Source organism: Novosphingobium sp., assembly GCF_031417815.1.
In the GTDB taxonomy this organism is placed as follows: domain Bacteria; phylum Pseudomonadota; class Alphaproteobacteria; order Sphingomonadales; family Sphingomonadaceae; genus Novosphingobium.
In genome coordinates this window covers 1-23,492 of record NZ_JANOWI010000043.1, presented here as the reverse complement: position 1 = coordinate 23,492, position 23,492 = coordinate 1, and the positions used below count along the sequence as shown (strand labels likewise).

Annotated in this window: 25 protein-coding genes; 13 read left to right on the top strand and 12 right to left on the bottom strand. The window is 63.7% G+C overall.

Annotation, left to right across the window (positions count from 1 at the left end; genetic code table 11):
* Window positions 1–24 precede the first annotated feature (24 nt).
* Window positions 25–333 carry a hypothetical protein gene (locus tag RMN99_RS11025; protein WP_309623372.1) on the top strand — a complete coding sequence of 103 codons (309 nt, stop codon included), beginning with the start codon at window positions 25–27 and terminating at the stop codon, window positions 331–333.
* Window positions 334–628: 295 nt separating this feature from the next.
* Here the strand turns inward: RMN99_RS11025 and RMN99_RS11020 are convergent, their stop codons facing one another.
* Window positions 629–1,207, bottom strand: coding sequence for a Uma2 family endonuclease (locus RMN99_RS11020; protein WP_309623371.1), 579 nt, complete (start codon window positions 1,205–1,207; stop codon window positions 629–631).
* Between the two features lie 191 nt (window positions 1,208–1,398).
* Between RMN99_RS11020 and RMN99_RS11015 the strand changes: the two genes are divergently transcribed.
* Entirely contained in the window at window positions 1,399–2,418 is a 1,020-nt protein-coding gene (locus RMN99_RS11015) for an RcnB family protein (protein ID WP_309623370.1), read from the top strand.
* Between the two features lie 71 nt (window positions 2,419–2,489).
* Here RMN99_RS11015 and RMN99_RS11010 read toward each other — a convergent pair whose 3' ends face one another.
* Entirely contained in the window at window positions 2,490–3,047 is a 558-nt protein-coding gene (locus tag RMN99_RS11010; protein ID WP_309623369.1) for a cytochrome b, read from the bottom strand.
* A 113-nt stretch (window positions 3,048–3,160) separates the two neighbouring features.
* Here RMN99_RS11010 and RMN99_RS11005 point away from each other — a divergent pair, with 113 nt between their 5' ends.
* Genes RMN99_RS11005 through RMN99_RS10980 form a run of 6 tightly spaced genes read left to right on the top strand, consistent with a single transcriptional unit; the run spans window position 3,161 to window position 8,517 of the window.
* Window positions 3,161–3,832 carry a 2OG-Fe(II) oxygenase gene (locus tag RMN99_RS11005; protein ID WP_309623368.1) on the top strand — a complete coding sequence of 224 codons (672 nt, stop codon included), beginning with the start codon at window positions 3,161–3,163 and terminating at the stop codon, window positions 3,830–3,832.
* A complete protein-coding gene (locus RMN99_RS11000) occupies window positions 3,823–5,652 on the top strand; it encodes a DUF885 domain-containing protein (protein ID WP_309623367.1) in 1,830 nt (609 codons plus the stop codon). The genes RMN99_RS11005 and RMN99_RS11000 overlap by 10 nt, the downstream gene beginning before the upstream one ends.
* Window positions 5,653–5,693: 41 nt before the next feature.
* The gene (locus RMN99_RS10995; protein WP_309623366.1) at window positions 5,694–6,101 is read left to right on the top strand and encodes a DUF350 domain-containing protein; all 408 of its coding nucleotides are present in this window, start codon (window positions 5,694–5,696) and stop codon (window positions 6,099–6,101) included.
* Window positions 6,098–6,508, top strand: a complete 411-nt coding sequence (locus RMN99_RS10990; protein ID WP_309623365.1) for a hypothetical protein — start codon at window positions 6,098–6,100, stop codon at window positions 6,506–6,508. Before RMN99_RS10995 ends, RMN99_RS10990 begins: the two co-directional genes overlap by 4 nt.
* Window positions 6,509–6,511: 3 nt before the next feature.
* Entirely contained in the window at window positions 6,512–7,657 is a 1,146-nt protein-coding gene (locus RMN99_RS10985) for a glutathionylspermidine synthase family protein (protein WP_309623364.1), read from the top strand.
* A complete protein-coding gene (locus RMN99_RS10980) occupies window positions 7,654–8,517 on the top strand; it encodes a YkgJ family cysteine cluster protein (protein WP_309623363.1) in 864 nt (287 codons plus the stop codon). The genes RMN99_RS10985 and RMN99_RS10980 overlap by 4 nt, the downstream gene beginning before the upstream one ends.
* On the opposite strand, the gene RMN99_RS10975 is transcribed toward RMN99_RS10980, so the two are convergent.
* Window positions 8,514–10,106 (bottom strand): lysine--tRNA ligase, encoded by a 1,593-nt coding sequence (locus RMN99_RS10975; protein WP_309623362.1) that lies wholly within the window; start codon window positions 10,104–10,106, stop codon window positions 8,514–8,516. The two genes, RMN99_RS10980 and RMN99_RS10975, sit on opposite strands and share 4 nt — an antisense overlap.
* An 86-nt stretch (window positions 10,107–10,192) precedes the next feature.
* Between RMN99_RS10975 and RMN99_RS10970 the strand changes: the two genes are divergently transcribed.
* Window positions 10,193–11,839 carry a glutamate--tRNA ligase family protein gene (locus tag RMN99_RS10970; protein ID WP_309623361.1) on the top strand — a complete coding sequence of 549 codons (1,647 nt, stop codon included), beginning with the start codon at window positions 10,193–10,195 and terminating at the stop codon, window positions 11,837–11,839.
* Between the two features lie 92 nt (window positions 11,840–11,931).
* Window positions 11,932–12,336, top strand: a complete 405-nt coding sequence (locus RMN99_RS10965) for a hypothetical protein (RefSeq protein WP_309623360.1) — start codon at window positions 11,932–11,934, stop codon at window positions 12,334–12,336.
* 40 nt (window positions 12,337–12,376) lie between these two features.
* On the opposite strand, the gene RMN99_RS10960 is transcribed toward RMN99_RS10965, so the two are convergent.
* Genes RMN99_RS10960 through RMN99_RS10950 form a run of 3 tightly spaced genes read right to left on the bottom strand, consistent with a single transcriptional unit; the run spans window position 12,377 to window position 14,929 of the window.
* Complete coding sequence (locus RMN99_RS10960) at window positions 12,377–12,937, bottom strand: phosphoribosyltransferase family protein (protein ID WP_309623359.1); 561 nt, start codon at window positions 12,935–12,937, stop codon at window positions 12,377–12,379.
* Entirely contained in the window at window positions 12,930–13,946 is a 1,017-nt protein-coding gene (locus RMN99_RS10955; RefSeq protein WP_309623358.1) for an adenosine deaminase, read from the bottom strand. Before RMN99_RS10955 ends, RMN99_RS10960 begins: the two co-directional genes overlap by 8 nt.
* Window positions 13,919–14,929 carry an acyltransferase gene (locus tag RMN99_RS10950; RefSeq protein WP_309623357.1) on the bottom strand — a complete coding sequence of 337 codons (1,011 nt, stop codon included), beginning with the start codon at window positions 14,927–14,929 and terminating at the stop codon, window positions 13,919–13,921. Before RMN99_RS10950 ends, RMN99_RS10955 begins: the two co-directional genes overlap by 28 nt.
* A gap of 61 nt (window positions 14,930–14,990) precedes the next feature.
* Between RMN99_RS10950 and RMN99_RS10945 the strand changes: the two genes are divergently transcribed.
* Both RMN99_RS10945 and RMN99_RS10940 read left to right on the top strand, forming a co-directional pair.
* Window positions 14,991–17,744 (top strand): ATP-dependent DNA helicase, encoded by a 2,754-nt coding sequence (locus tag RMN99_RS10945; RefSeq protein ID WP_309623356.1) that lies wholly within the window; start codon window positions 14,991–14,993, stop codon window positions 17,742–17,744.
* Window positions 17,741–18,283 carry a histidine phosphatase family protein gene (locus tag RMN99_RS10940; RefSeq protein ID WP_309623355.1) on the top strand — a complete coding sequence of 181 codons (543 nt, stop codon included), beginning with the start codon at window positions 17,741–17,743 and terminating at the stop codon, window positions 18,281–18,283. The genes RMN99_RS10945 and RMN99_RS10940 overlap by 4 nt, the downstream gene beginning before the upstream one ends.
* 4 nt (window positions 18,284–18,287) lie before the next feature.
* On the opposite strand, the gene RMN99_RS10935 is transcribed toward RMN99_RS10940, so the two are convergent.
* From RMN99_RS10935 to rpmF, 6 genes are all read right to left on the bottom strand, one after another.
* Entirely contained in the window at window positions 18,288–19,721 is a 1,434-nt protein-coding gene (locus tag RMN99_RS10935) for an NAD-dependent succinate-semialdehyde dehydrogenase (RefSeq protein WP_309623354.1), read from the bottom strand.
* Between the two features lie 32 nt (window positions 19,722–19,753).
* Window positions 19,754–20,158 (bottom strand): MerR family transcriptional regulator, encoded by a 405-nt coding sequence (locus tag RMN99_RS10930; RefSeq protein ID WP_309623353.1) that lies wholly within the window; start codon window positions 20,156–20,158, stop codon window positions 19,754–19,756.
* The gene (locus tag RMN99_RS10925) at window positions 20,155–20,451 is read right to left on the bottom strand and encodes an integration host factor subunit alpha (RefSeq protein ID WP_309623352.1); all 297 of its coding nucleotides are present in this window, start codon (window positions 20,449–20,451) and stop codon (window positions 20,155–20,157) included. Before RMN99_RS10925 ends, RMN99_RS10930 begins: the two co-directional genes overlap by 4 nt.
* A 102-nt stretch (window positions 20,452–20,553) precedes the next feature.
* Entirely contained in the window at window positions 20,554–21,522 is a 969-nt protein-coding gene (locus tag RMN99_RS10920) for a beta-ketoacyl-ACP synthase III (protein WP_309623351.1), read from the bottom strand.
* Window positions 21,519–22,574 (bottom strand): phosphate acyltransferase PlsX, encoded by a 1,056-nt coding sequence (gene plsX, locus RMN99_RS10915; protein WP_309623350.1) that lies wholly within the window; start codon window positions 22,572–22,574, stop codon window positions 21,519–21,521. The genes RMN99_RS10920 and plsX overlap by 4 nt, the downstream gene beginning before the upstream one ends.
* Before the next feature lie 25 nt (window positions 22,575–22,599).
* Window positions 22,600–22,779, bottom strand: coding sequence for a 50S ribosomal protein L32 (gene rpmF / locus RMN99_RS10910; RefSeq protein ID WP_309623349.1), 180 nt, complete (start codon window positions 22,777–22,779; stop codon window positions 22,600–22,602).
* Window positions 22,780–22,934: 155 nt separating this feature from the next.
* Between rpmF and RMN99_RS10905 the strand changes: the two genes are divergently transcribed.
* Complete coding sequence (locus tag RMN99_RS10905; RefSeq protein ID WP_309623348.1) at window positions 22,935–23,327, top strand: MAPEG family protein; 393 nt, start codon at window positions 22,935–22,937, stop codon at window positions 23,325–23,327.
* Window positions 23,328–23,492: the final 165 nt, after the last annotated feature.

Below are 23,492 nucleotides of genomic sequence, written 5' to 3'. Positions count from 1 at the left end.
TTGAGTTTCGATTGGGAGCCAAACATGACCGACGAGCAATTTGAACGCCTAGTCAATGCAGTGCAAGTTCACGGCGACCAATTAGGTGGAAATTTGGTTCACCTAAAGCGATTTCTTGAGCGTCTTAAACAAGACGAGCAAAGTTTTTTGGCAGAACAGAGAGCCGCCAGCGACAGAGCGCAAGACAAGGCTCATCGTACTGCTATCTTCTCTGCCATTGCTGCTGCGGCGGCGGCGATTGCTGCTATTTTTCAAGCCTACACAGCGATACAGTCACACAACGTCCATGAATCGAATAGCAAAATCGAAATTGGACTCCCCCCACCACCCTAGCCGCATACCGCCTTAACGCCCGGCTGGACTCGGTCTGATACCTATCCTCGGTCGCGTAACGCTCGAACCATTCAACCAGAACCATATCAGGCCACAGTGTCACCGGCTTCTTGGCTGAACTCCTTTCCCCGTCGGGGAGGGGCCGGGGGTGGGAGAGCGTGGCCGCAAGGCCATGCGTCCTCTCTGGCGTGGAACCCCCACCCCTACCCCTCCCCACTGGGGAGGGGCTTTTGCGTTAGTTGTCGGCGGGAAACTGGGGAATATCGCTGGTCCTGAAGTTGCAATAACCAACCCGTCAGCCCAACCCCGCCGTCTCCACTTCCAACCCCGCGATCGTCGCCGCATGCAGCGGCTCACCGAACGGCACGTCCAGCTGTCCGTCATATCCGCTGCCATCGCCGCGCGGATTTGCATGCATCAGGACGCGGTTTTCGTTGACATCGACGACCCAGTATTCGGGCACACCCGCATTGGCATAGAGGTCGGCCTTTCGGCCCAGATCGATATCAAGCGTCGAGTCCGACACCTCAATCAACAGCGCAACCGTATCCAGCGGAACAACGCTTGGCCCTTTGTAGCTGGTCACCACAATGTCCGGCTCTGGCAGTGAATCGTCGCTGATCCGGGTTGATGCCTCGATGATTGGTTCAAACTCCGAACTCAATTCCCGCAAACAAATCGCAAGCTCTATCGCCAGCTGCGTCTTGATCCGGGCATGACGGCTGTGCTGGGCGTTGATGAAATAGATTTCACCCTGGATCAGCTCCGTCTTGGAATATTTGTCGAAAGCCCCATTGTCGTTGAGCAGCAGGAAGTCCTCTACCCGGAGCCGGGCCTTCTCTGGTGTCGTCACTGCTCGAAACGGTGAGTTCATGCTCGCCAAGCTATCATAATCGAGCGGGCTGTCCAATCTCCCACCTACGCCACGCCATTCATTCACCAAACCAACCCCAAACCTGAACGCAGACCTTAACAAACCATTCACGCTGCTGACAGCGCGAATCGGATAGCCATGCTTCATGAGTCGTCGGCACTGTGTCCGGCGCATTGGATGGAGATGCGGTTATGGCCGTCAGGAACGCAAACAGATTTGGCCGGTTGGGCGTGATCGCAGCCGTACTGGCTTCAGTCGCACTGCCCGGCGTAGCCATGGCCGAACCGGGCCGCGGGCGCGGAGGCGATGATGGCAATCGTAGCCGTCAGGAACGCAGCGACGATGATCGTGGTGGCGGCCGCCAGGACCGCTCGTGGGAGGGCCAGGCACCGCAGCGCCAAGAGCAGCAACAGCAAAGCCAGGCGCCGCAGCAGCAGCGCCGTTCCGACTGGACCCCGCCGGCGCAGTCCCAGCAAGGCCAGCAGCGCGGCCAGAGCGGCCAGAGCGGCCAGGCCCCGCCGCAGCAGAGCCAGCAAGGCGGCAACTGGAACCGTGGCCAGGCTCCGCAACAGTCGCGGCAGGCCCAGCAGGGCGGCAACGGTAACCGCGGCCAGGCCCCGCAGCAGACCCAGCAGTCTCGGCAGGGCGGCTGGAATGGCCAGCGCAGCGACCGGCAGGATCAGCGCCCGGCCTGGCAAGGCCGCAGCCGCGATGGGCAGGCTGCGCCGCAACAGACCCAGCAAACCCGTCAAGGCAGCTGGGGCGACAACCGCCAGACCAGCGGCGGCGGCGACTTGCGCGACCGGCGCGATGATCGCCGCGATACCAGCCGTACCGGGCACTGGGATCCGCGCCGGCAAAGCCGCACCTCGCACGACGATGGCTACTACCGCGACGATCACCGCTGGGACAATCGCTGGCGCCACAACAACCGGTACGACTGGCATTCGTATCGCAGCCGCAATCCCAGCTATTACCGCGTCGGGGTCTATTATTCGCCCTACCGGAACTACAGCTATCGCCGCCTGACGGTTGGCTTCTTCCTCGATGCCCTGTTCTTCGGTGATCGCTACTGGATCAACGATCCGGGCAACTACCGCTTGCCCGATGTCTACGGCCCCTATCGCTGGGTCCGGTACTACGACGACGCCGTGCTGGTCGACATCTACAGCGGCGAAGTGGTTGACGTGATCTACGACTTCTTCTGGTAAGTTACCCACCCAGAACGACAAGGGGTTCCGTCACTTCGGTGACGGAACCCCGCGTTGTTTCGGACGCGTGATCAGGGCAGCCACGGCACCATGCGGCGCAGCGTGCCGTCGCGATCGAGGAACTGATGCTTGAGCGCGCCGGCCACGTGCAGGGCGAACAGCACCAGCATCAGCGTGGCAAGCACCTCATGCATTTCAGCAAACATCTCCGCAGTCGGTTTGTCATAAGCGACCGGCAAGGCTGGCATGGTGAACAGGCCAAAGATCGATACGCCCTTGCCCTTGCCGAACGCCGAAGACATGGCCCAGCCCGAAAGCGGGATCGCCAGCATCAGGAAATAGAACACCACGTGCGTCACCCGGGCCAGCGCCGCTTCCCAGGCTTTCAGCGTCTCGATCATCGCGGGCGGACGGTGCGCGACGCGCCAGACGATGCGCAGCACCGTCAGCAGCAGGATCGTGATGCCGATTGCCTTGTGATTACCCATGATCATCGCGCGATCGGGCTTGGGCATGTCTTCAGACACCCAGGCCGCCGTGACATTGAGTATGATCAGCACGGCAATCAGCCAGTGCAAGATGATCGCGCCGCGCGAATAGCGGGCGGCGGAGGTGGTCGCAGTTTCCATTGCCGGCCAAGCTGGCGTAAACTGTCCGCGGCGGCAAGGGCAAACCGCGCTGGCGGCCGCGCTGCCAGTCGATCCACTCTTGCCCTTGGCGATCAATCGGATAGTCAGGAACGATGAGTTTCGTTGATGCCCCCGCGCCTGACAAAGTGGCTCTGCTGCGGGTCGGCGCGCATGTCCGGCGCAAGCTGGATGCTGATCCGCGCGTCCAGCGCATCGAAACCGATCGGGCCGAAATCTGGTGGGTGCACGATTTCCTGGATGAAGCCGAATGCGCCGAAACGATCCGCATGATTGATCGCACCGCGCAGCCTTCCACGGTGCTCGATCACGGCAACACAGAAGTGTGGCGCACCAGCAGCTCGGGCAATGTCGAAGCGGGCGATCCGTTCGTCCGCAAGGTCGAAGCGCGGATCGATACCCTGCTTGGCATTCCGCACGCCTGGGGCGAAACGATCCAGGGCCAGCGTTATGCAGTGGGGCAGGAATTCAAGCACCACATGGACCTGTTCTGGACCAAGGCCGATTACTGGAAGCGGGAAGTGAAGAACGGCGGACAGCGTTCGATCACCGCGATGATCTTCCTCAACGATGTCGAGGATGGCGGCACGACCGCTTTCACCAACCTTGGGATCGCGGTGAAGCCGCAGCGCGGCGGGCTGCTGATCTGGAACAACAACCAGGCCGATGGTACTCCCAACGAAGATACGATGCACGCCGGTACGCCGGTGATCCAGGGAACCAAATACATCATCACCAAGTGGTATCGTTCGCGCAAATGGGGCTGATCCATGGTCTGACGCTGTCACGTCGGCGCTTTGTCGGCAGCGGTATGGCGCTTGCGCTGGGTCCGGCACTGCCCGCTGCCGCGGCCCCTGCAGAAGGCGAAGACGCGCGTCTGATGGCGTTGCTGCAGGACATTACCGCGCGCGCGGATGCGCTCGATCCGCTCGGCATGGTCGATCGCGGCGGCGGCCCCAATGTCGAGGCGTTTCGCCACAGCTATACCGCCGCCGAAGTGCAAGCCTGGCGGATGCTGAACCGCTGGGCGCTGCAGCGCCTCGGCCGGATCAACCGCGCACAGCTCAGCGCCGAACGGCGGATTTCGCTCGATTCAATGCTGGCCGACACGCGCGAGGAGGCCGAACGGCTGCGGCCCGATTACGTTGCGCTGAGCGCAGTGCGGCCGTTCAATCATTTCGGCGGTTTCCATGTCGAATTCGCCTCGATCGTCTCCAAAGGGGGCGAGCTGAGCTATGCTGGCGAGGCCGATTACCGCCGCAATCTCGACTATATCGGCGCATTCCCGCAAGTGATTGACAATGCCATCGCCCGGTTCCGCGAAGGGATCGCCAGCGGCGTGGTCGAAAGCCGGATGACGGTGGCCAACATGATCGCGCAAATCGATGCGATCCTGGCAGAACCGCCAGAGCAATCGCCATTTACATCAGCGGTGCGGGAGTTTCCGGACAGCGTACCGCCCGAAAGCCGGGCCGAACTGGCGCAGCAATACAATGCGATCACACGCGGGCGAATTTACCCCGCTTACCGCGATCTGCGCAATTTCCTGGCCGGCGAATACCTGCCCGAAGCGCGCGAAGCGCCGGGCATCACGGCGATGAAGGGCGGCGCCAACGTCTATCGTCTGGCCATCACCGAACACACCACACTCAACCTCCAGCCCGAAGCGATCCACCAGCTAGGCCTGTCCGAAGTTGCGCGAATCCAGGGCGAGATGAACAAGGTCAAGGTGGCGATCGGCTTTGCCGGACCGCTTACCGGGTTCTTCGATCACATCCGCACCGCGCCGCGGTTTCACCCCAAGACCCGCGCCGAGCTGGCCGATGGTTTCGCCGAGGTAGCCCGGGCCGTCGACGTGCAGGTACCACGCTATTTCAACCGGACACCGCGCACCGCGCTCGAAATCAGGCCCTACCCAGCCTACCGCGAAAAGTACGAGGCGGGCGGAAGCTATAACCAGGGTTCGCCCGATGGGCGGCGGCCGGGAGTGTTCTTCTACAACGCTTACGACCTGCCCAGCCGGTTTCTGACCGGGATTACCACGCTCTATCTCCACGAAGGCGCGCCGGGGCACCATTTCCAGATCAGCCTGGCGCTCGAAGACCGCTCACTACCCGATTTTCAGCGCTTCGGCGGCAACAATGCCTACGTCGAAGGCTGGGCGCTCTATGCCGAGACGCTGGGCTACGACATGGGGCTGTTCAAGGATCCGCTGCAGCACTGGGGCACGCTGGACGACGAGATGCTGCGCGCGATGCGACTGGTGGTCGATACCGGGATCCACGCCAAGGGCTGGAGCCGCGAACAGGGCATTGCCTATATGCTGGGCAATTCGGGCATGGGGCAAAGCGATGCGACCGCCGAAGTGGAACGCTATATCGCCTGGCCGGGTCAGGCACTGGGCTACAAGATCGGCGCGCTGACCATCCAGCGGCTGAAGCGCAAGGCGCAGGCCGCGCTGGGCCCGCGCTTTAATGTGCGCGCATTTCACGATCAGGTGCTTGGATCGGGGGCGCTGCGCCTTTCTATCCTGGAAGCCAAGATCGACCGGTGGATCGCGCTGGGCGGAACCGTTGCCAGTTCATAGCGAAGCTGCTCTAGTTATGCGGTACGCAAGAGGAACCCGCGATGCTTGAATATTTCCTTGGCACCCTGCCGCACTTCCTCGCCTATTTTGCAGCCGCGCTGGCGCTCGCCGTGGCGTTTCTTTACCTCTATTCGCTGGCCACCCCGCACCGTGAATTCGCTCTGATCCGTGAAGGCAACAGCGCCGCCGCGATCCAGCTTACCGGCACCTTCATCGGCTTTACCATTCCGCTGGCCATGGTGATCGCCAATTCGGTCAACCTGGCCGACATGCTGCTGTGGGGCGTTGTTGCGGCCCTTGTGCAACTGGGCGTGTTCGTGGTGATCGCCCGCTTCTTGTTCCGTACAATTTCCAGTCGCATTGCCGAAGGGTGCACAGCATCGGGGCAGTTCGTCGGCGGGATTGGCCTTGGCGTGGGGATCCTCCAGGCCGCGTGCATGGTTCCATGATGATGGCCAGCAAAAAGCATCTTGCCCTGACCACCGCGATGGCCGCCACGCTTTCGTCACTCTCGGCCTGTTCTTCCGGCAACGACTGGGATGACAGCTATGCCGACAAGGATACCGCAGTGTGCGTCGATGAAGCCGGACGCCGGGTCGATGATGGCAACTGCCGCACTCCCCGTATCGCCGGAGCCGGGCTTCTGGCCTGGTACTATATCAATCGCGGTTCGCGGCTGCCTTACTACGGCGATTCCGTGAACGATCCCAAACTGGGGATCAAGGGATCGCGCACCCCCGCGGCGGGCACCAGCTATGCCAGTGCGCCAAGCCACACCAACCTGACCCGTTCTGCGGCCAGGGCGCGCGGCGGTTTTGGTTCCAGCGGGCGCAGCTTTGGCAGCGGACGCTCCTGAAGCATGCGCAGGCTGACGCTTCAGCCACGGCAGGATTGGCAGGGTCAGGTCGAGGAACTGGGTCTGATCTGGCATTCCGATGCGGATGGTGCCTATTGGGACGAAAGCGCCTGCTACTGCTTTACTCTGGCCGAGATCGAGGCAATCGAGGCGGCCACCGAAGAGGTTCACGGTCTCTACCGCGAGGCCGGCGAAAAGATCGCCAATGATGCGCGGCTGCTTTCGCTGTGCGGCGTGCCGACCGGCTATCACGATGCCGTAAGCAGCGCCTGGAAGTGCGCCCTCCCCGCGCTCGATTATGGCCGCTTCGATTTCGGCTACAATGGCTCAGGCCCGCCCAAGCTGTTCGAATACAACTGCGATACGCCGACATCGCTGCTGGAAACCGCAATCGTGCAGTGGTACTGGAAAGAGGCGGTGTTCCCCGCGCTCGACCAGCTTAACAGCCTGCACGAAAAGCTGCTGGCGCGCTGGCAGCACCTCGCCCCGCTGATCCCGGGCGGCACCTTGTGGTGCACGCACACCGATGATGATGCGCACGAAGACACCATCACCACCACCTATATGCGCGATCTCGCCGCGCAGGCCGGCTTAACCACGCGCGCAGTGCTGATCGACCAGATCGGGATCGACGCCGATGGGCGGATTGTTGACCAGGACGAATATTTGATCACCGCGCTCTACAAGCTTTATCCCTGGGAATGGCTGGCGCTGGAAGAGTTTGGCGAGGCGGTGCTGCCGCGGCTTGGCGATACGTTGTGGTTCGAACCGGTGTGGAAAATGATGTGGAGCAACAAGGCGGTGCTGGCGGTGCTGTGGGACATGTTCCCCGGCCACCCCAACCTTCTGCCTGCCGCGTTCGATCCGCATGCAATCAAAGGCAACTACGTTTCCAAACCGGTTCACGCCCGCGAAGGCGCGAACATCGAAGTGGTCCAGGCCGGGCGCGTGGTACAGCGCAGCAGCGGCGATTACGGCCGCAGCCGCCTGGTCTATCAGGAGCTTTACCCGCTGCGCGATTTCGGGCGCGGCTATCCGGTGCTGGGATCGTGGTGCGTGGCAGGCGAAGCCGCCGGAATGGGCATCCGCGAAGATGGCCTGATCACTGGCAACCGGGCGCGCTTTGTCCCGCATGTGATCGAAGGATGAGCGTGGATCAAGCCACTCGCCGCTTCGCCTGCACCCAGTGCGGCAAATGCTGCAACCGCGCGCCAGAAGTCGAACTGGGCGAAGCCGCGGCACTGGCTGACGTGTTCGTCTGGCAACTGCTGTTCCGGCGCTACAGCTTGCCGCGCAGTGTGGCCGACTACCCTGCCGATGGCGCGTCGCGCGATGCGGCAGCTGCGCGGTTCTTCGAATCGCGCAAGTTGCTGGGCACGTTCGCCGCGCATGCCTTCAATGGCAAAGCGCAGATTGGCAGCAGCGTGCAACAGTGCACATTCTACCTGACCGTCTCGGCGCTGGCGTTCGATCCGGTCGGCGCGGGCTGCCCGGCGCTCAGCGGCACAGCCTGCTCGATCTACGAGCGCCGCCCGCTGACCTGCCGCTCGGTCCCGCTACACTATTCGCGCGCGGCGGCCTTTGCCGCAGATGATCTCGATGCCTTCGTCGCCACGCCAGGTTTTGCCTGCGCAACGCATAAAGACGCACCGCTGGTGCTGCAGCACGGCGTGGTGGCCGATCCCGGCATCGCCGAGTCCCGCGCCGCAGCGCTTGCGCAGGCGCAGCAGGATGCACCGTGGAAGGCGGCGCTGGTAAAGGCGATGAAACACGGTGATCCGCGCGTGCCAAGCTTGGCCCAGGTGGAACAAGCCGCCGCACGCGGGGCCTTGACCGTGCCGATGCTGGGCGGCTGGGAGATCGCCGCCGAAGCCGGGCTGCTGGAGGCTGGTGCGATCGCCGCGCTCAAGCGCAGCCAGGACATTGCGCTCGACCGGTTGTCTGCCGCGCGAGGCATCACGCTCGTCGCTGCCCAGGCCATTGCCGAGCAGCGAAGAGCGCTGGCCTAGGCCAGCGCTTCGGCAATCAGCAGCCGGGTGTTGGCGACGCCGTAAAGCGCGATGAAGCTGCCCATGCGCGGCCCCTGGCCTGATCCCAACAGCGTTTCATACAGCGCCTTGAACCAATCACGCAGGTTCTCGAAGCCGAAGTCGGGGTTCTTGCCGATCTCGTAAACCATGGTCTGCAGATCTTCGGCGCTGGCATCCGCGCCCGCTTTTTCCAATTCGGCATCAAGCGCGGCGAGCGCCTCGGCCTCGTTCGCAGCGGGCTTGCGGCGGTGCAACGTGGGGGCCACGAAATCGCGGTTGTAGGCCAGCGCCTTGTCGACCAGCCCGTCGAGCGCGGGGTACTGCGCGGGATCGGCATCGGGCACATAATTGGCAAGGTATGACCAGACCTGCTCGCGCGTGGCCCCTGCCCCCAGCACGCCCACCAGGTTCAGCAGCAGGCTGAACGTCACTGGCAGCTTGTCGCCATCGCCGCCGTGGTAGCCGTTGGCGCGCAGCTGGTGCCACACCGGATTGCCCAGCTGCTGTTCGATCGGCTGGCTGGCAAGCTTTTCGCGGAACTGCCAGTATTCATCGACGTTCTTGGGAATGATCCCGGCGTGCAAGCTCTTGGCGCTCTTGGGCTCGCGGAACAGGAACAGCCCCAGGCTCTCCTCGCTGCCATAGCTCAGCCACTGGTCGATGGTCAGGCCGTTGCCCTTGGACTTGGAGATCTTCTGGCCCTCTTCATCGAGGAACAGTTCGTAAATCATCCCTTCGGGCGGGCGGCCGCCGAGCGCCCGGGTGATCCGCCCGCTTTCGCGCACGCTGTCAGTCAGATCCTTGCCGCACATTTCATAATCGACGCCCAGCGCCACCCAGCGCATCGCCCAATCGACTTTCCACTGCAGCTTGGCCTGGCCGCCGAAGATGCAGCTCTCAACCGTGTCGCCGTGATCTTCGAAGCGGACGATCCCGGCCTCGGCATCGATCACTTCGACCGGCACCTGCAGCACCTGATGGGTCTTGGGGCTGACCGGCAGGACCGGCGAATAGGTCTGGCGGCGTTCTTCGCGCAGAGTTGGCAGCATGATGTCCATGATCGCCTGGAAATTGCGCAGCACGCCCCTCAGCGCATCATCAAACCCGCCCGCATTGTAACGATCACTGGATGAGACAAATTCGTAATCGAACCCAAACCGGTCAAGGAATTCGCGCAGGATTGCATTGTTGTGGTGGGCGAAGCTTTCATACTTGCCGAACGGATCGGGAATCCGGCTCAGCGGATGGCCAAGATAGGCGGTCAGCAGCCCCTGGTTGGGTAGGTTGTCGGGCACCTTGCGCAGGCCATCCATGTCATCCGAAAAGGCCACCAGCCGCGTCGGCGCGCCGCCGGTCAGCGTCTCATAGGCGCGGCGCACCAGCGTGGTGCGCAGCACTTCCTGAAAGGTGCCGATATGCGGCAGCCCGCTGGGCCCATAGCCGGTTTCGAACAGCACCGCTGTGCCGCCCGGTTTCCCATCCGGATAGCGCTTGAGCAGCTTGCGCGCTTCCTCGAACGGCCAAGCCTTGGAAACCTGTGCGGCGGAATGGAGATCGGTATCGGTCATAGCGCGCGGGCCTTCCCCAATTTGCAGGCATCGCGCAAGCATAAACCGCCCTTCCCCTTGGCTGGAGGACGCTCTAAGGGGCGGCGATGGATAGTGCAGTCTTTACCCCCCAAGCCGCTTTTACACTGGGCGAACTCGAAGCGAAGTTCCCTCCGCGCAATCTGCCCGATGGCGCGCGCGTCACCCGTTTCGGCCCCAGCCCGACCGGCTTCATGCATATCGGCGGGCTTTACACCTCGCTGGTTTCGCGCCGCGTTGCCCACCAGAGCGGCGGGGTTTTCTATCTGCGCATCGAAGACACCGACAAGAAGCGCGAAGTCGAAGGCACGGTCGATCTGATCGTTTCTTCGCTCGCCAGCTATGGCCTTTCGCCTGACGAGGGCGAGATCGCCGATGGTCAGGAAATTGGCGCCTATGGCCCCTACCGACAGAGTGCACGCATGCCGATCTACCAAAGCTGCGTGCGCTGGCTGCTGGAACAAGGCCACGCCTACCCGTGCTTCGCCAGCGCCGAGGAATTGCAGGCGCTGCGCGACGAGCAGGCCAAGCGCAAGGTCCAGCCCGGCTATTACGGCAGCTGGGCGATCTGGCGCGACAAGACCGAGGCCGAGGTCGAAGCCGCGCTTGCTGCAGGCCTGCCGTTCACCGTGCGACTGCGCTCCACCGGCGGGCGCGACGAACGCGTCACCCTGCCCGATACGATCCGGGGCGATCTCGAGTTCCCGGCCAACCAGACCGACGTGGTGCTGCTCAAGGCCGATGGCATGCCGACCTATCACCTCGCCCATGTGGTCGACGATCACTTCATGCGGACCACCGATGTGGTGCGCGGCAACGAATGGCTGGCGAGCTATCCGATGCACGCGCAGATGTTCGCCCTGTTCGGCTGGACGCCGCCGCGTTTCGCGCACATCAGCCCGATTGAAAAGCAGGACAGCGGATCGCGCCGCAAACTGTCCAAGCGCCACGATCCCGAAGCCTCGGTCGGCTGGTACATGGAAGCCGGCTATCCCAAAGGCGCGGTGACCGAATACCTGCTCAACCTGATCGACGGCCGCTTCGAGGACTGGCGCGTGGCCAACCCCGGCGTCAGCCACGAGGAGTTCGCGATCGAACTCGATCAGATGAGCCGCTCGGGCGCGTTGTTCGATCTGGCCAAGCTCGATTCTGTATCGCGCGATGTGGTCGGGGCGATGAGCGCGAAGGAAATCTACGACGCGGCCTTGGTCTGGGCCAGCGCGCACCACCCCGATTTCGCGGTCCGGTTCGCGCAGGACGCTGAGTACAGCCAGGCAATCCTCGATATCGAACGCCACGGCGAGCGCCCGCGCAAGGACATCGTTCGGTGGGAGCAATTGCCCACCGACATCGGCTATTTCTTCGATGATCGCTACGCAGAACTGCTGGGTGAGGCGCAGGAGGCGTTCAAGGCGCTCCAGCCGCCCGCCCCGGCCGGGCTGCTGACCAAGGTTGCGGCAGACTATGACCCCGCGCTGGACCGCGACCAGTGGCTCGAATGGCTGCGCGATCTGGGCCTCGGCTTCGGCTACGCCCCCAACGCCAAGACCTTCAAGGCCGCGCCCGACCAATACATCGGCCATTTCGGCGATCTCGCCGGTGTCCTACGCGTCGTCCTCGCCGCGCGGCGCAACACGCCGGACCTGCACGAAATGATGCAAGTGCTGGGCAAGGTCCGGGTGGCGGCGCGGCTTAGCGCTGCGGTGGATTGGTGACTTTCGCGCACGCCTCCTGTGTGACCCGCATCACATTGCTAGTCAGGTTTTTTGTCTAATTCTGTTCCCGCTCAAGGCAGATCGAGCAACGGATGACGACATCCGGACTGATCATTCCTTCGAGTTGCAACACGATTGGAGAGGAAAACACCGTGAAAAGGATATCCGCCATTGCCGCTGCGCTTGCGGGCGCCCTGACCTTGATGTCGGGTCCCCTGCAAGCCCAGAGCGGGAACGTCTATTTCTATTGCTATCTGGTCGATGGCACCCACAGCACGGTATATTACACGGGGGTTTTCGAAGGGTACTACGGCAACAATAGCCGCTTCTCGAACGAATTCACGGACTATATCCACGATGCCTACGCGGGCACGATCGGCACAGCAGATTGTTATACGCGCCACAGTTATTCAGACGCGAGTTCGGAAAAGTCCCAAACCCGCAGTTCCAAGCTTCGCGTCTATCGCGATGCCGTCGACACCGGCTGGACACCCTGAGAACACCGAGACGAGCGCGGTTAAACGGCGTTCCAGAAGTCTATGCCCGATTGCCCAAAATCAGCCCCGCCCCCGGCTTGTGTGCCCTGATCTCATCCTCGCTCAGCCCGCAGATCTCATGCGGGAAGACCAGCCATTCTTCGGTCTCGTGGACATAGAAATCAGGCTTTACCTGGGTCTTGTTGCGGCTCGGCTTGTAATAGGCGGTCGCGATCTTGACCACTTGCGGCATGTTGTGGCGGCACCGCGCCGATAGTTCCGCAAGAAACGCTTCGATCGAGCGGCCGGTATCGAACACGTCGTCGATCACCAGCAGCCGGTGTTCGGGATCCAGCACATCGATCAGGTAACCCAGCGCATAGACGCGGACTTCCTTCTCCTGCTGGTCGATCCCGGTGTAGCTGGCGGTGCGGATCGCGATGTGATCGCACTCGATCCCCTTGTAGGCGAGCAGTTCCTGCACCGCGATCCCCACTGGCGCGCCGCCGCGCCAGATGCCGACAATATGCGTCGGGCGAAACCCCGCATCAAGCACCATGTTGGCGAGGCGAAAGCTGTCTTCCAGCAGCCGGTCGGCGGTCAGGTAGAGCTTGTCAGCCATTCGCCGCATCCGCGATGCGCTCGAGGTGCAGTGCCTTCTCTGCGTCCGAGAGGAACGAGCCGGTGAAACTGTTCTGCGCCAGCCGCACGATCTGATCCGCGCTCAGATCCAGCGCATCAGCCACTGCGTAATAATTCGCGCCGACATAACCGCCGAAATAGGCCGGATCGTCCGAATTGATCGTCACCATCAGGCCAAGATCAAGCATTTGCCGGACCGGGCTCTGCGCAATCTCATCTATTACGCACAGTTTGAGGTTCGATAACGGACAGACCGTCAGCGTCATCCCTTCCGCCGCGATCCGGCGCACCAGCGCGGGATCTTCCAGCGCGCGATTGCCGTGGTCGATCCGTTCAACCTTGAGCAGGACGAGCGCCTCGCGAACATATTCGGGCGGTCCTTCTTCGCCGGCGTGCGCGGTAACATGCAGCCCCAGTGCGCGCGCCTTGGCAAAGACCCGCGCAAACTTTGCAGGCGGATGCCCCAGCTCGGAAGAATCGAGCCCCACCCCGTGGATCCGGTCCAGATGCGGCATGGCCTGTTCAAGCGCGGAAAAGGCGTCTTCCTCGCTAAGGTGACGCAGGAAGCACATGATCAGGCGGAAGGTGATGCCAAGTTCGCGCTGCCCCGCGATCAACCCGCGTTCGATCCCGTCCAGCACCGTTTCGAACGCCACCCCGCGCGCAGTGTGCCCCTGCGGATCGAAAAAGATCTCGACATGGCGGACATTGTCAGCCGCAGCGCGCTGCAGGTAGGCCCAGGTCAGGTCAAAGAAGTCCTGCTCGGTCTGGAGCACCGCCATGCCCTGATAATAGATATCGAGGAAATCCTGCAGGTTCGAGAAATCGTACGCTGCGCGGACCTCCTCCACGTTGGCAAAGGGGATCGCCACCGCGTTGCGTGCCGCCAGCGCAAACAGCAACTCCGGTTCAAGCGAGCCTTCAATGTGCAAGTGCAGTTCCGCCTTGGGCAAACGGTCGATCAGTGCGGCGCGGTCTGGATTCGGCATGGCGGCAGCGTGGCCTGCGCAGGAGTGCCGGTCAACCGCGCGCGCAGCGCATCGACGCCGTGGGCGCTGAGCCAGGCGAGGCCCAGCGCGGTCAGCACGGCGGGCAGCGGGCCGGTGAACTTGCCCATGAACATCAGCACCGGATAGTGCACCGCATAGAGCGGGAACGACAGCCAGCCGAGCCAGACCAGCGCGCGGCGTCCGAAGCCAAGCGGCGAAAGTCCGGCGATCAGCGCGAGCGGGGCGGCAATCAGGGCAAAGCCAAGATCGCCATATAGCGGGGTCAGCGCGGTGCGCGGCAGGCTGACAATTACGGCGGGGACAAGCGCCAATCCAAGCCAGGCCGGAAGGCGCGGCAAGCGCCCGCGCAGCCGCCATAGCGCAATGCCCAGCGCATAACTCATCACCACCCGCGGGACCCCGAGCACTGCATATTCGCGCACCGCGCCAAGATCGAGATTGGGCGCCCTGGCAAGCAGGATGGCACCGCACAGCGCGCTGATCGCCAACAGCCAGCCGGTCGCCAGCCGGTGCAGCACGGCGGCGTGGAGCGCGTTGGCCAGCAGTTCAAACAGGATCGACCAAGCCGGCGGATTGAGCGGGAATAGCCCTTTGTCAGACCCCAGCCACGGCACCAGCAGCAGCCCCATCAGGCAGGCCATGAGCGCGCCCAGGGGCGGCATCTGCGGGGCAAAGACAATGGTCCCCAGAGCCGCGCTGATCGCCATGACCGGCCACAACCGCGCCAGCCGCTTGCGCAGGAACGCAGCCGTATCGGGAAACCGCCCCTCATACTGGCGCGCCATCACCATGCCGCTCAGCAGGAAGAAGAAATCGACCGACAGGTAAGCGCGCTGGAAATGCGGGGTCAGCCCAAAGGCATATTCGACGTGGAACAGCAGCACCATGAACGCCGCGATCCCGCGCAGGGCATCGAGCCCTTCGAGCCGTTGTCTGTCGGGCGCGGAGGCGCTGCTATCCATTGCGCCGCTATGGCAGCGATTGTTTGCAAAATCCTTGCCGCCGCGCGCAGCATCTTGCGCCGTGTTCCATTTCCGTTCTATCGCTGGCGGGGTGACCGCCGCCCTGCCCCTGCCCGCGCTTCATGCCAGCCACGGCGGCTGCTGGCTGCGCGACGGCGCGGGAACCACGCGCGAAAGCGGCAAAGGTGAGGCGATTGTGGCCGCGGCCGATACCCCGCTGCTGCTGCTCAACGCACCGCTGGTGGCTTCGCGGCTGGGCTATCCCGATCTATCGGGGCTGGACCTGCTTGAGCTGTTTTCGTTCGTCCATCCCGCACAGTTCGTGGTGCCAACACCCAAAGGACTCGCCCAGTCGCTCGATCTACCGGTGCCGGGCGGCGATGAACATGTCCCCGCGCTGCTGCAACAGGCCGCCGAAGCGCTGCTGGCCCAGTGCGCCGCGCCCGATTGGCCAGCGCGCGAAGGCGCCTGGACCGCGCTGCAATCGCTCATTCGGCTACGCTGGAGCTGGGCCCCGCTACTGACCGTGCGGATCGCCGCACCGGCCAAGGCCGAGCGCTGGCTGTTTTCGCGACTGCCCGAATGGGAAGAGGTGGCTGAACGCCCCCAACCGGCGCAGGTTGTGCTGCAGCGCGAAGCCGTGGCGGAACAGCTTGCCCGGCTGACCGGGAGCACCGCCGAAAGCCGTCCCGGGCAGGTCGCCTATGCGCAAGAGGCCGCGAACGCCTTTGCCCCGCGCAGCCGCGAAGGCCTGCCGCATCTGCTGCTGGCTCAGGCCGGAACCGGGACCGGCAAGACGCTGGGCTATCTCGCCCCGGCTTCGCTGTGGGCGCAGCTATCGGGCGGGACGGTCTGGGTCTCGACCTTTACCAAGGCCTTGCAGCGCCAGCTTCGCCACGAAAGCCGCCGTGCGTTCAGCGATTCCGGGCCGGGCCGCCGCGCCGATGGTAGCCAAGCAGTGGTGGTGCGCAAAGGGCGCGAGAATTACCTCTGTCTGCTCAACCTGGAAGACGCGCTGCAGGGCGGTTTCACTGGCCGCGCCGCGATCCTCGCCCAATTGGTCGCGCGCTGGGCGGCCTACAGCCAGGACGGCGACATGATCGGCGGCGATCTGCCCGGCTGGCTGCCAACGCTGTTCCGTGTCCGCGGGATCCGCGCATTGACCGACCAACGCGGCGAATGCGTCTATGCCGGCTGCCCGCATTATCGCAAATGCTTCATCGAACGCTCCGTGCGGGCCAGTGCAGGTGCCGATCTGGTAATCGCCAACCATGCGCTCGTCATGGTCAACGCCGCGCGCGGCCGCGATGCGGGGCAGCGCCCGACGCGGATCGTGTTCGACGAGGGCCATCATGTCTTCGAAGCGGCGGATTCGACCTTTGCCGCGGCCTTGACCGGCAGCGAAACGATCGAGCTGAGGCGCTGGGTGATCGGCCCCGAGCGCGGTTCCAAAGGGCGCCGCCGCGGGCTTTCGGCACGGCTGGCCGATCTCGCCAGCTATGACGAGGCCGGCGGCAAGGCGATTGCCGCTGCGCGCCACGCAGCCGAGGCACTGCCCGGTGATGGCTGGCTGCAACGCGTGGGCGAAGGCATGCCATCAGGCCCGATCGAGATGCTGCTCGGCGCGGTCCGGGCGACGGTTTACGCGCGCGATGAAAGCGGCGGGCAGGATGCAGGTTACGGGCTCGAGACCGAAGCCGCGCAGCTTGATGGCCCGCTGATCGAACTGGCTGGCGCGGCACAGACAGCGCTGGCCGAACTGCGAGGGCCCCTGATCCGGTTGGGAGTGCGGATCGAAGCAATCCTGGCCGAACCGCCCGACTGGCTTGACGGGCCCGGCCGTGCCCGGCTGGAAGGCGCGCGCCATGCGCTGGGCTGGCGGGTCGATACGCTGGCCGCGTGGGAGGCGCTGCTTGATAGGCTGGGCGGACCTGCCGATCCAAGCTTCGTCGATTGGCTGGCGGTGGACCGGGCCGAGGCACGCGAATTCGATGTTGGGCTACACCGCCGCTGGCTCGATCCGATGCAGCCCTTTGCCAAAGTGGTGCTGGAAGGTGCGCACGGCGTGATGCTGACCTCGGCGACGCTCAAGGACGGCGATGACTGGGACAGCGCGGTGGTGCGATCGGGCGCGCCGGCGCTGCAGCTTGCCCCCCGCCTGTCGAGCTTCGAAAGCCCGTTCGACTATGCGAGCCAGGCCGAAGTGCTGATCGTCACCGACGTGCCCAAAGGCGATGTCGCCGCGCTGGCAGGGGCCTATGCGCGTCTTATCGAGGCGTCGGGCGGCGGCGCACTGGGGCTATTCACCGCGATTCGGCGCCTGCGCGCAGTGCATGGCCGGATCGCCGATCGTCTCGCCCGCGGCGGCCTGCCGCTTTACGCCCAGCATGTCGATCCGATCGACACCGGCACCTTGGTCGATATTTTCCGCGACGATCCGCGCGCTTCCTTGCTCGGCACCGATGCCTTGCGCGACGGGGTAGACGTTCCGGGCCATTCGCTGCGGCTGGTGGTGATGGAACAAGTACCCTGGCCCAAGCCATCGATCCTCCACCGCGCACGGCGCCTGGCAGGCGGAGGCAGCGCCTTTGACGACCGGATCATCCGCGCACGGCTGGCCCAGGCCTTTGGGCGGTTGATCCGCAGCCGGCAGGATCATGGGCAATTCGTGGTGCTTTCGGCCGCTTTCCCCAGCCGGCTCTTGTCAGCATTTCCCCCCGGTACGCCGGTAACACGCCTGACACTCGATCAGGCTTTACATCGCGTCGCGGGCAGTGTTTCACAAATGCCCACGCAGCAAGAGAGCGACGCTTGAAAATCCTTGGCCTGTTCCGACACGCAAAAAGCGATTGGCAGGATCCGCGCGCCCGCGATTTCGACCGTCCGCTGAATGAACGCGGCAGGTGCGGAGCGGCGCTGATGGGCGGGCACGTGCGCGATCACGGGGTCAAGTGGGAACGGATGATTGCCTCACCCGCAATCCGCTGCGCCGAAACGATCGAAATCGCCGCGGAAGCAATCGGACGTCCGGTCGCGGTCAACTGGGATCGGCGGGTCTACCTCGCCAGCGGCGTGACCCTTGCTGATCTGCTGCGCGAACAAGCCGGTGACCCGGCATCGATTCTGATGGTCGGCCATAACCCGGGCCTTGAAGACCTGATCTTCGATCTGGTGCCCGATGATGGTTCAAGCCCGCTGCGCGATGTGGTCGAAGAAAAGCTCCCCACCGCCAGCTTCGCCGTGCTGGAGCTGGATATCGGCAAATGGGCGGACCTCAAGGACGGCTGCGCCCGGCTGGTGCATTTGACCCGGCCAAGAGATCTGGATCCTGCGCTGGGCCCGGTGCTGAGCTGACCGCTCAAGCCATATGGATCGCCTTGGTCACCAGATAGCTGTCCATCCCTTCGGTTCCGCCTTCGCTGCCGAAGCCTGAATCCTTGACCCCGCCGAACGGCGCATCGGCGCTGCTGATCGCGAAGGTGTTGATTCCGACCATCCCGGCTTCGATCGCATCGCCCAGCACATTGGCGGTGCGCAGCCCTTCGGTGAAGGCGAACGCCGCGAGGCCGAACGGCAGGCGATTGGCCTTGGCCACCGCGTCCTCCAGCGTCGAAAACGGTGCCGCGACCGCTACCGGGCCGAACGGTTCGTTGTTCATGATATCGGCATTGTCCGGCACATCGGCCAGCAGCGTCGGCTGGAAAAAGAACCCGGCATTGCCGCGCTTGCCTCCGGCCATCACCCGCGCACCCTTGGCCGCGGCATCTTCGACCAGTGCCGCGATCGCGCCGGGGCGGCGCACATTCGCAAGCGGGCCCATCGTGCTGGCCGCATCAAGCCCATGCCCCGTGGTTACGCCGTGCGTGCGTGCCGCAAAGCCTTCGACAAAGCGTTCGTAGATGCTTTCCTGGACGTAGAACCGCGTCGGCGAAACGCAGACCTGCCCGGCGTTGCGGAATTTCTGCGGCACCACCAGGTCGAGCGTCTTGTCGAGATCGCAATCGTCGAACACCAGCACCGGGGCGTGGCCGCCCAGTTCCATCGTCACCCGCTTGAGCCCGTCGGCGGCCAGCCGCATCAGGTGGCGGCCTACCGGGACCGAACCGGTGAAGCTGACCTTGCGGATCACCGGCGAGGCGATCAGGTGGCGGCTGACGGCATCGGGCACACCGTGGACCAGCTGCAACACGCCGTCAGGCAGCCCCGCATCGATCAGGCAACGCACCAGCGCGGCGGTGCAGCCGGGCGTTTCCTCAGGCGGCTTGGCGATCACCGAGCAACCCGTGGCCAGTGCTGCGGAAAGCTTCTTGGCGAGGAGGTAGACCGGGAAATTCCACGGCGTGAAGACCGCCACCGGGCCAACCGGCTGGCGGGTAACCAGCGCGCGCTGCCCGACCGGACGGACCAGGACGCGGCCATAGACCCGGGTTGCTTCCTCAGCGCACCAATCGAACATCTGCGCGGCACCGGCCACTTCGGAGCGGGCTTCGGCGATCGGCTTGCCTTGTTCGAGGGTCAGCAACCGGGCGATCATATCGCTGCGTTCACGAATCAGCGCTGCGCCTTTGCGCAGGATCGCGCCGCGCGCTTCGGCAGGGGTGGCGCGCCACAGCGGAAAGGCCTTTTCAGCCGCGTTCAGCGCTTCATCGAGATCGGCCGCGCTGGCTAGCGGCACCTCGCCAATCGTTTCACCGCTGGCCGGATCGACCACGGGGAAGCTGTCACGCCCCTCACCGATTTTCCAGCCGCCGCCAATAAACAGCGCAAGGTCCGCGTCGTAGCTCGTGTCCATGGTCTTGAAATCCTCACTCTCGTGAGGACTATCTAGGCTTCGTGGAGCGCGTTTACCAGTGTGGTGCGCAGCGCAATCAGCCGCGCGCGATAGGCGAACTGGCTGGCCAGGGCGGTGCCTGCGGAAACCGGCTGCGCGGTTGGCACGGGAAGGCTTGGTGCCGGTTCGGCCTTGCCCAGCAGAGCCTTCTTCGCACCCTTCAGCGTATAGCCCTCGCGGTGGACCAGCTGGTCAATCCGTTCGACCAGTGCGATATCGGCGGCGCGGTAATAGCGCCGCCCGCCGCTGCGTTTCAGAGGTGAGAGCATCGGGAACTGTTCTTCCCAATAGCGCAGCACGTGCTGGCGGATGTCCAAAGCCTTGGCCACTTCGCCAATCGTGCGCAGCGCCTCCGGATCCTTGCCGTCGGCAAAGGTGGGAGAGGCAGCGCCGGTCATCCCTTGGCGATCCGCTCTTTCAGCATCTGGCTGGCGCGGAAGGTCAGCACCCGCCGCGGCGTGATCGGAACTTCAACCCCGGTCTTGGGATTGCGGCCAATCCGCTGGGCTTTGTCGCGCAACAGGAAGGTGCCGAATCCCGAAATCTTAACGTTCTCGCCCTTTTCGAGCGCGGAGGTCATGTGATCGAGAATCGATTCAACCATCGTCAGCGATTCCGAACGCGAAAGCCCGAGCTTGCGGTTCAAGGCTTCGGCCAGATCGGCCCTTGTCAAAGTGCTCATAGAGCGCATCTCGCCCTTCCCATCCCAATCTGCGCAACCCGGGAGCAAGACCATATCGCACCCATGCCAAATTGCAACGCACTGTCAGCGATTTGCAACAAATCGGCGGGGTTATACCCTGATCAGGCTTGCACCCCAGGTGAAGCCACCGCCCATTGCTTCGAGCACGATCAGCTCGCCAGGTTTGATCCGGCCGTCGCGCACCGCCGTATCGAGCGCCAGCGGCACCGAGGCAGCCGAAGTATTGGCGTGCTGATCGACGGTGAGGACAACCCGGTCAGGCGACAATCCGAGCTTCCTGGCGGTCGCATCGATAATCCGCTGGTTAGCCTGGTGCGGCACCACCCACGCGACATCGTCGGCCGTAAATCCGGTGCCTTCGAGCGTTTCCTTGAGGACATCGGCAAGGTTGGTCACCGCGTGGCGGAACACTTCACGCCCCTTCATCCGGACATGACCGACCGTTTGCGTGGTCGAAGGCCCGCCATCGACGTAGAGCAGATCGCAGTGTTCGCCATCGGCGTGCAGCTTGGTGAACAGCACGCCCGGGCCATCTTCAGCCACATCGCGCGCTTCGAGCACGATTGCGCCGGCCCCATCACCAAACAGCACGCACGTGGCGCGATCTTCGAAATCAAGTATCCGGCTGAAGGTTTCCGAACCGATGACCAGCGCCTTTTCAGCCATGCCGGTGCGCAGCATCGAATCGGCAATGCCCAGCGCATAGAGAAAGCCTGAGCAGACCGCGGCAACGTCGAAAGCGATTCCGCCGTTCGCGCCCAGCGCATGCTGAACTTGCGTGGCGGTGGCCGGGAAGGTGTTGTTGGGCGTGGCCGTGGCAAGAATGATCAGGCCGATGTCCTTGCCCTGCAGTCCGGCGGCTTCAAGCGCGCGGCGCGCGGCGTCGGTGGCCAGCGTTGCGGTATTCTCGTCCGGCCCGGCAAAATAGCGATTGCGGATGCCGGTGCGTTCGGCGATCCATTCATCGCTGGTATCGACCATCTTCGCCATTTCGGCGTTGGAGACCGCACGCTTCGGCAGCGCCGATCCGGTGCCGGTCAAGACCGACCGCCGGGTCATGCGCCGTCTCCGCCAGCCTTGCGCAGGCCATCGGTACCAAGCCGCGACAAATCAGCCGCGATCCGTTCGATCAGGTTTTCCTCAAGCAGCCGCGCGGTCACCGCCACGGCATTGGCCACGCCGATTGCACTGGCCGAACCATGGCTTTTCACCACCACGCCGTTGAGGCCAAGGAACACCGCACCATTGTGGTTGTTCGGATCGAGATGGTGCTTGAGCAGTTCGGTGGCTGGCTTGGAGACCAGGAACCCGAACTTGGAGCGCAGCGAATTGGAAAAGGCCCGGCGCAGCAGATCGGCCACAAAACGCGCGGTGCCTTCGACAGCTTTCAGCGCAATGTTGCCGGAAAATCCGTCCGAGACCACCACATCGACATCGCCGCGGCACAGCTTGTCAGCCTCGGCGAAGCCATCGAACGAGATCGAAAGGTCGGCGGCCGCAGCCTTGAGCTGGGCCGCTGCCACTTGCAGGTTGCCGGTGCCTTTGGTTTCTTCGGTGCCGATATTGAGCAACCGCACCCGCGGGGTATCGCGGCCGGTGACAATCCGCGAATAGGCCGCGCCCATGATCGCAAATTGCACCAGATTGCGGGCATCGCATTCGGTATTGGCACCCAGATCGAGCATCACCAGATCATTGTCGCCCAGCGTCGGCAGCAGCGCTGATAGCGCCGGCCGGTCGATCCCCGGCATGGTCCGCAGCGCCAGCTTGCTCATCGCCATCAGCGCGCCGGTATTGCCTGCGCTGACAGCAGCGCCGGCCTTGCCGGTTTTGACCGCTTCGATTGCCATGCCCATCGATGTGGTCTTGGCGCGGCGCAAGGCCTGCGTGGGCCGTTCTTCGCCGCTCACGACATCGGGAGCATGGAGAATTTCGGATGCAGCGCGCAGGTTCGGGTGTTCTTCAAGCGCGGCCTTGATCCGCTCTTCATCGCCCACCAGCAGGAATTTGAAGCGATCATGACGGCGGCGCGCAAGCGCAGCACCTTCGATCATCACCCGCACGCCTTCATCCCCGCCCATCGCATCGATCGCGATACGGGGCAGGCTCATGCGTTAAACTCCCGCGATGTCAGGCTTAAAGCCCGACCGCTATGATTTCGCGTCCGTTGTAATGCCCGCAGGCATCGCACAGGTTGTGCGGACGCTTGAGTTCGCCGCAGTTCGGGCATTCGTGGAATGCCTCGACCTTCAGCGCATCGTGGCTGCGGCGCATGCCCCGGCGTGAGGGCGATGTTTTTCTTTTGGGGACAGCCATTGCGGCACCTGTTCCTGCAAATTCCGGTTTCGTCTAGATAAGCCAGGCACGGACCAGAGCCGGTGGCTTGCGAAGGCGCGCCTATAGCGAAATTGGCGCGGGTTGCAAGCGCTGTCGTCGGCAATCTGCGTGCCGTGCGGACAGGGGAGAAGATTATGTTGTTGCCCATTACCCTATGCCTGGCCGCCGCAGCCGCGCTGATCAATTTCTGGCTCGCGATCCGCTGTGGACAGGTGCGGACAAAAGAGAAAATCAGCATCGGAACCGGCGGCAACGCGCTGCTCGAACGGCGGATGCGCGCGCAGCTCAACTTCGCCGAAAACACGCCGTGGGTGCTGTTCCTGATCGCCGGGATCGAACTGGCGGAAAAGGGCGGCGGCTGGCTCGCCTATGTCGGTGGCGCCTATATGCTGGCACGCGTGGCACACGGCATTGGCATGGACGGCGGCAAGTTTGAAGCCGGCCGCGGGGCTGGCGTGATGGTGACGATGCTGGCCCAGATCGGGCTGGCGGTCGTGGCCGTGCTGGTTGCCCTGGGCAAGATGTAAGTCAGAAAAGATCCTCCCCATTTTTGGCGAATGCCACAAAGGGGGTGGTGGCAGCGGCGTCTCGCCGCTGACGGAGGGGGAATTGCGCGAGGGCAGACAACCCCTCCGTCACGCCTTCGGCGCGCCACCTCCCCATTTGGCTTCGCAAAATGGAGAGGACCTTTT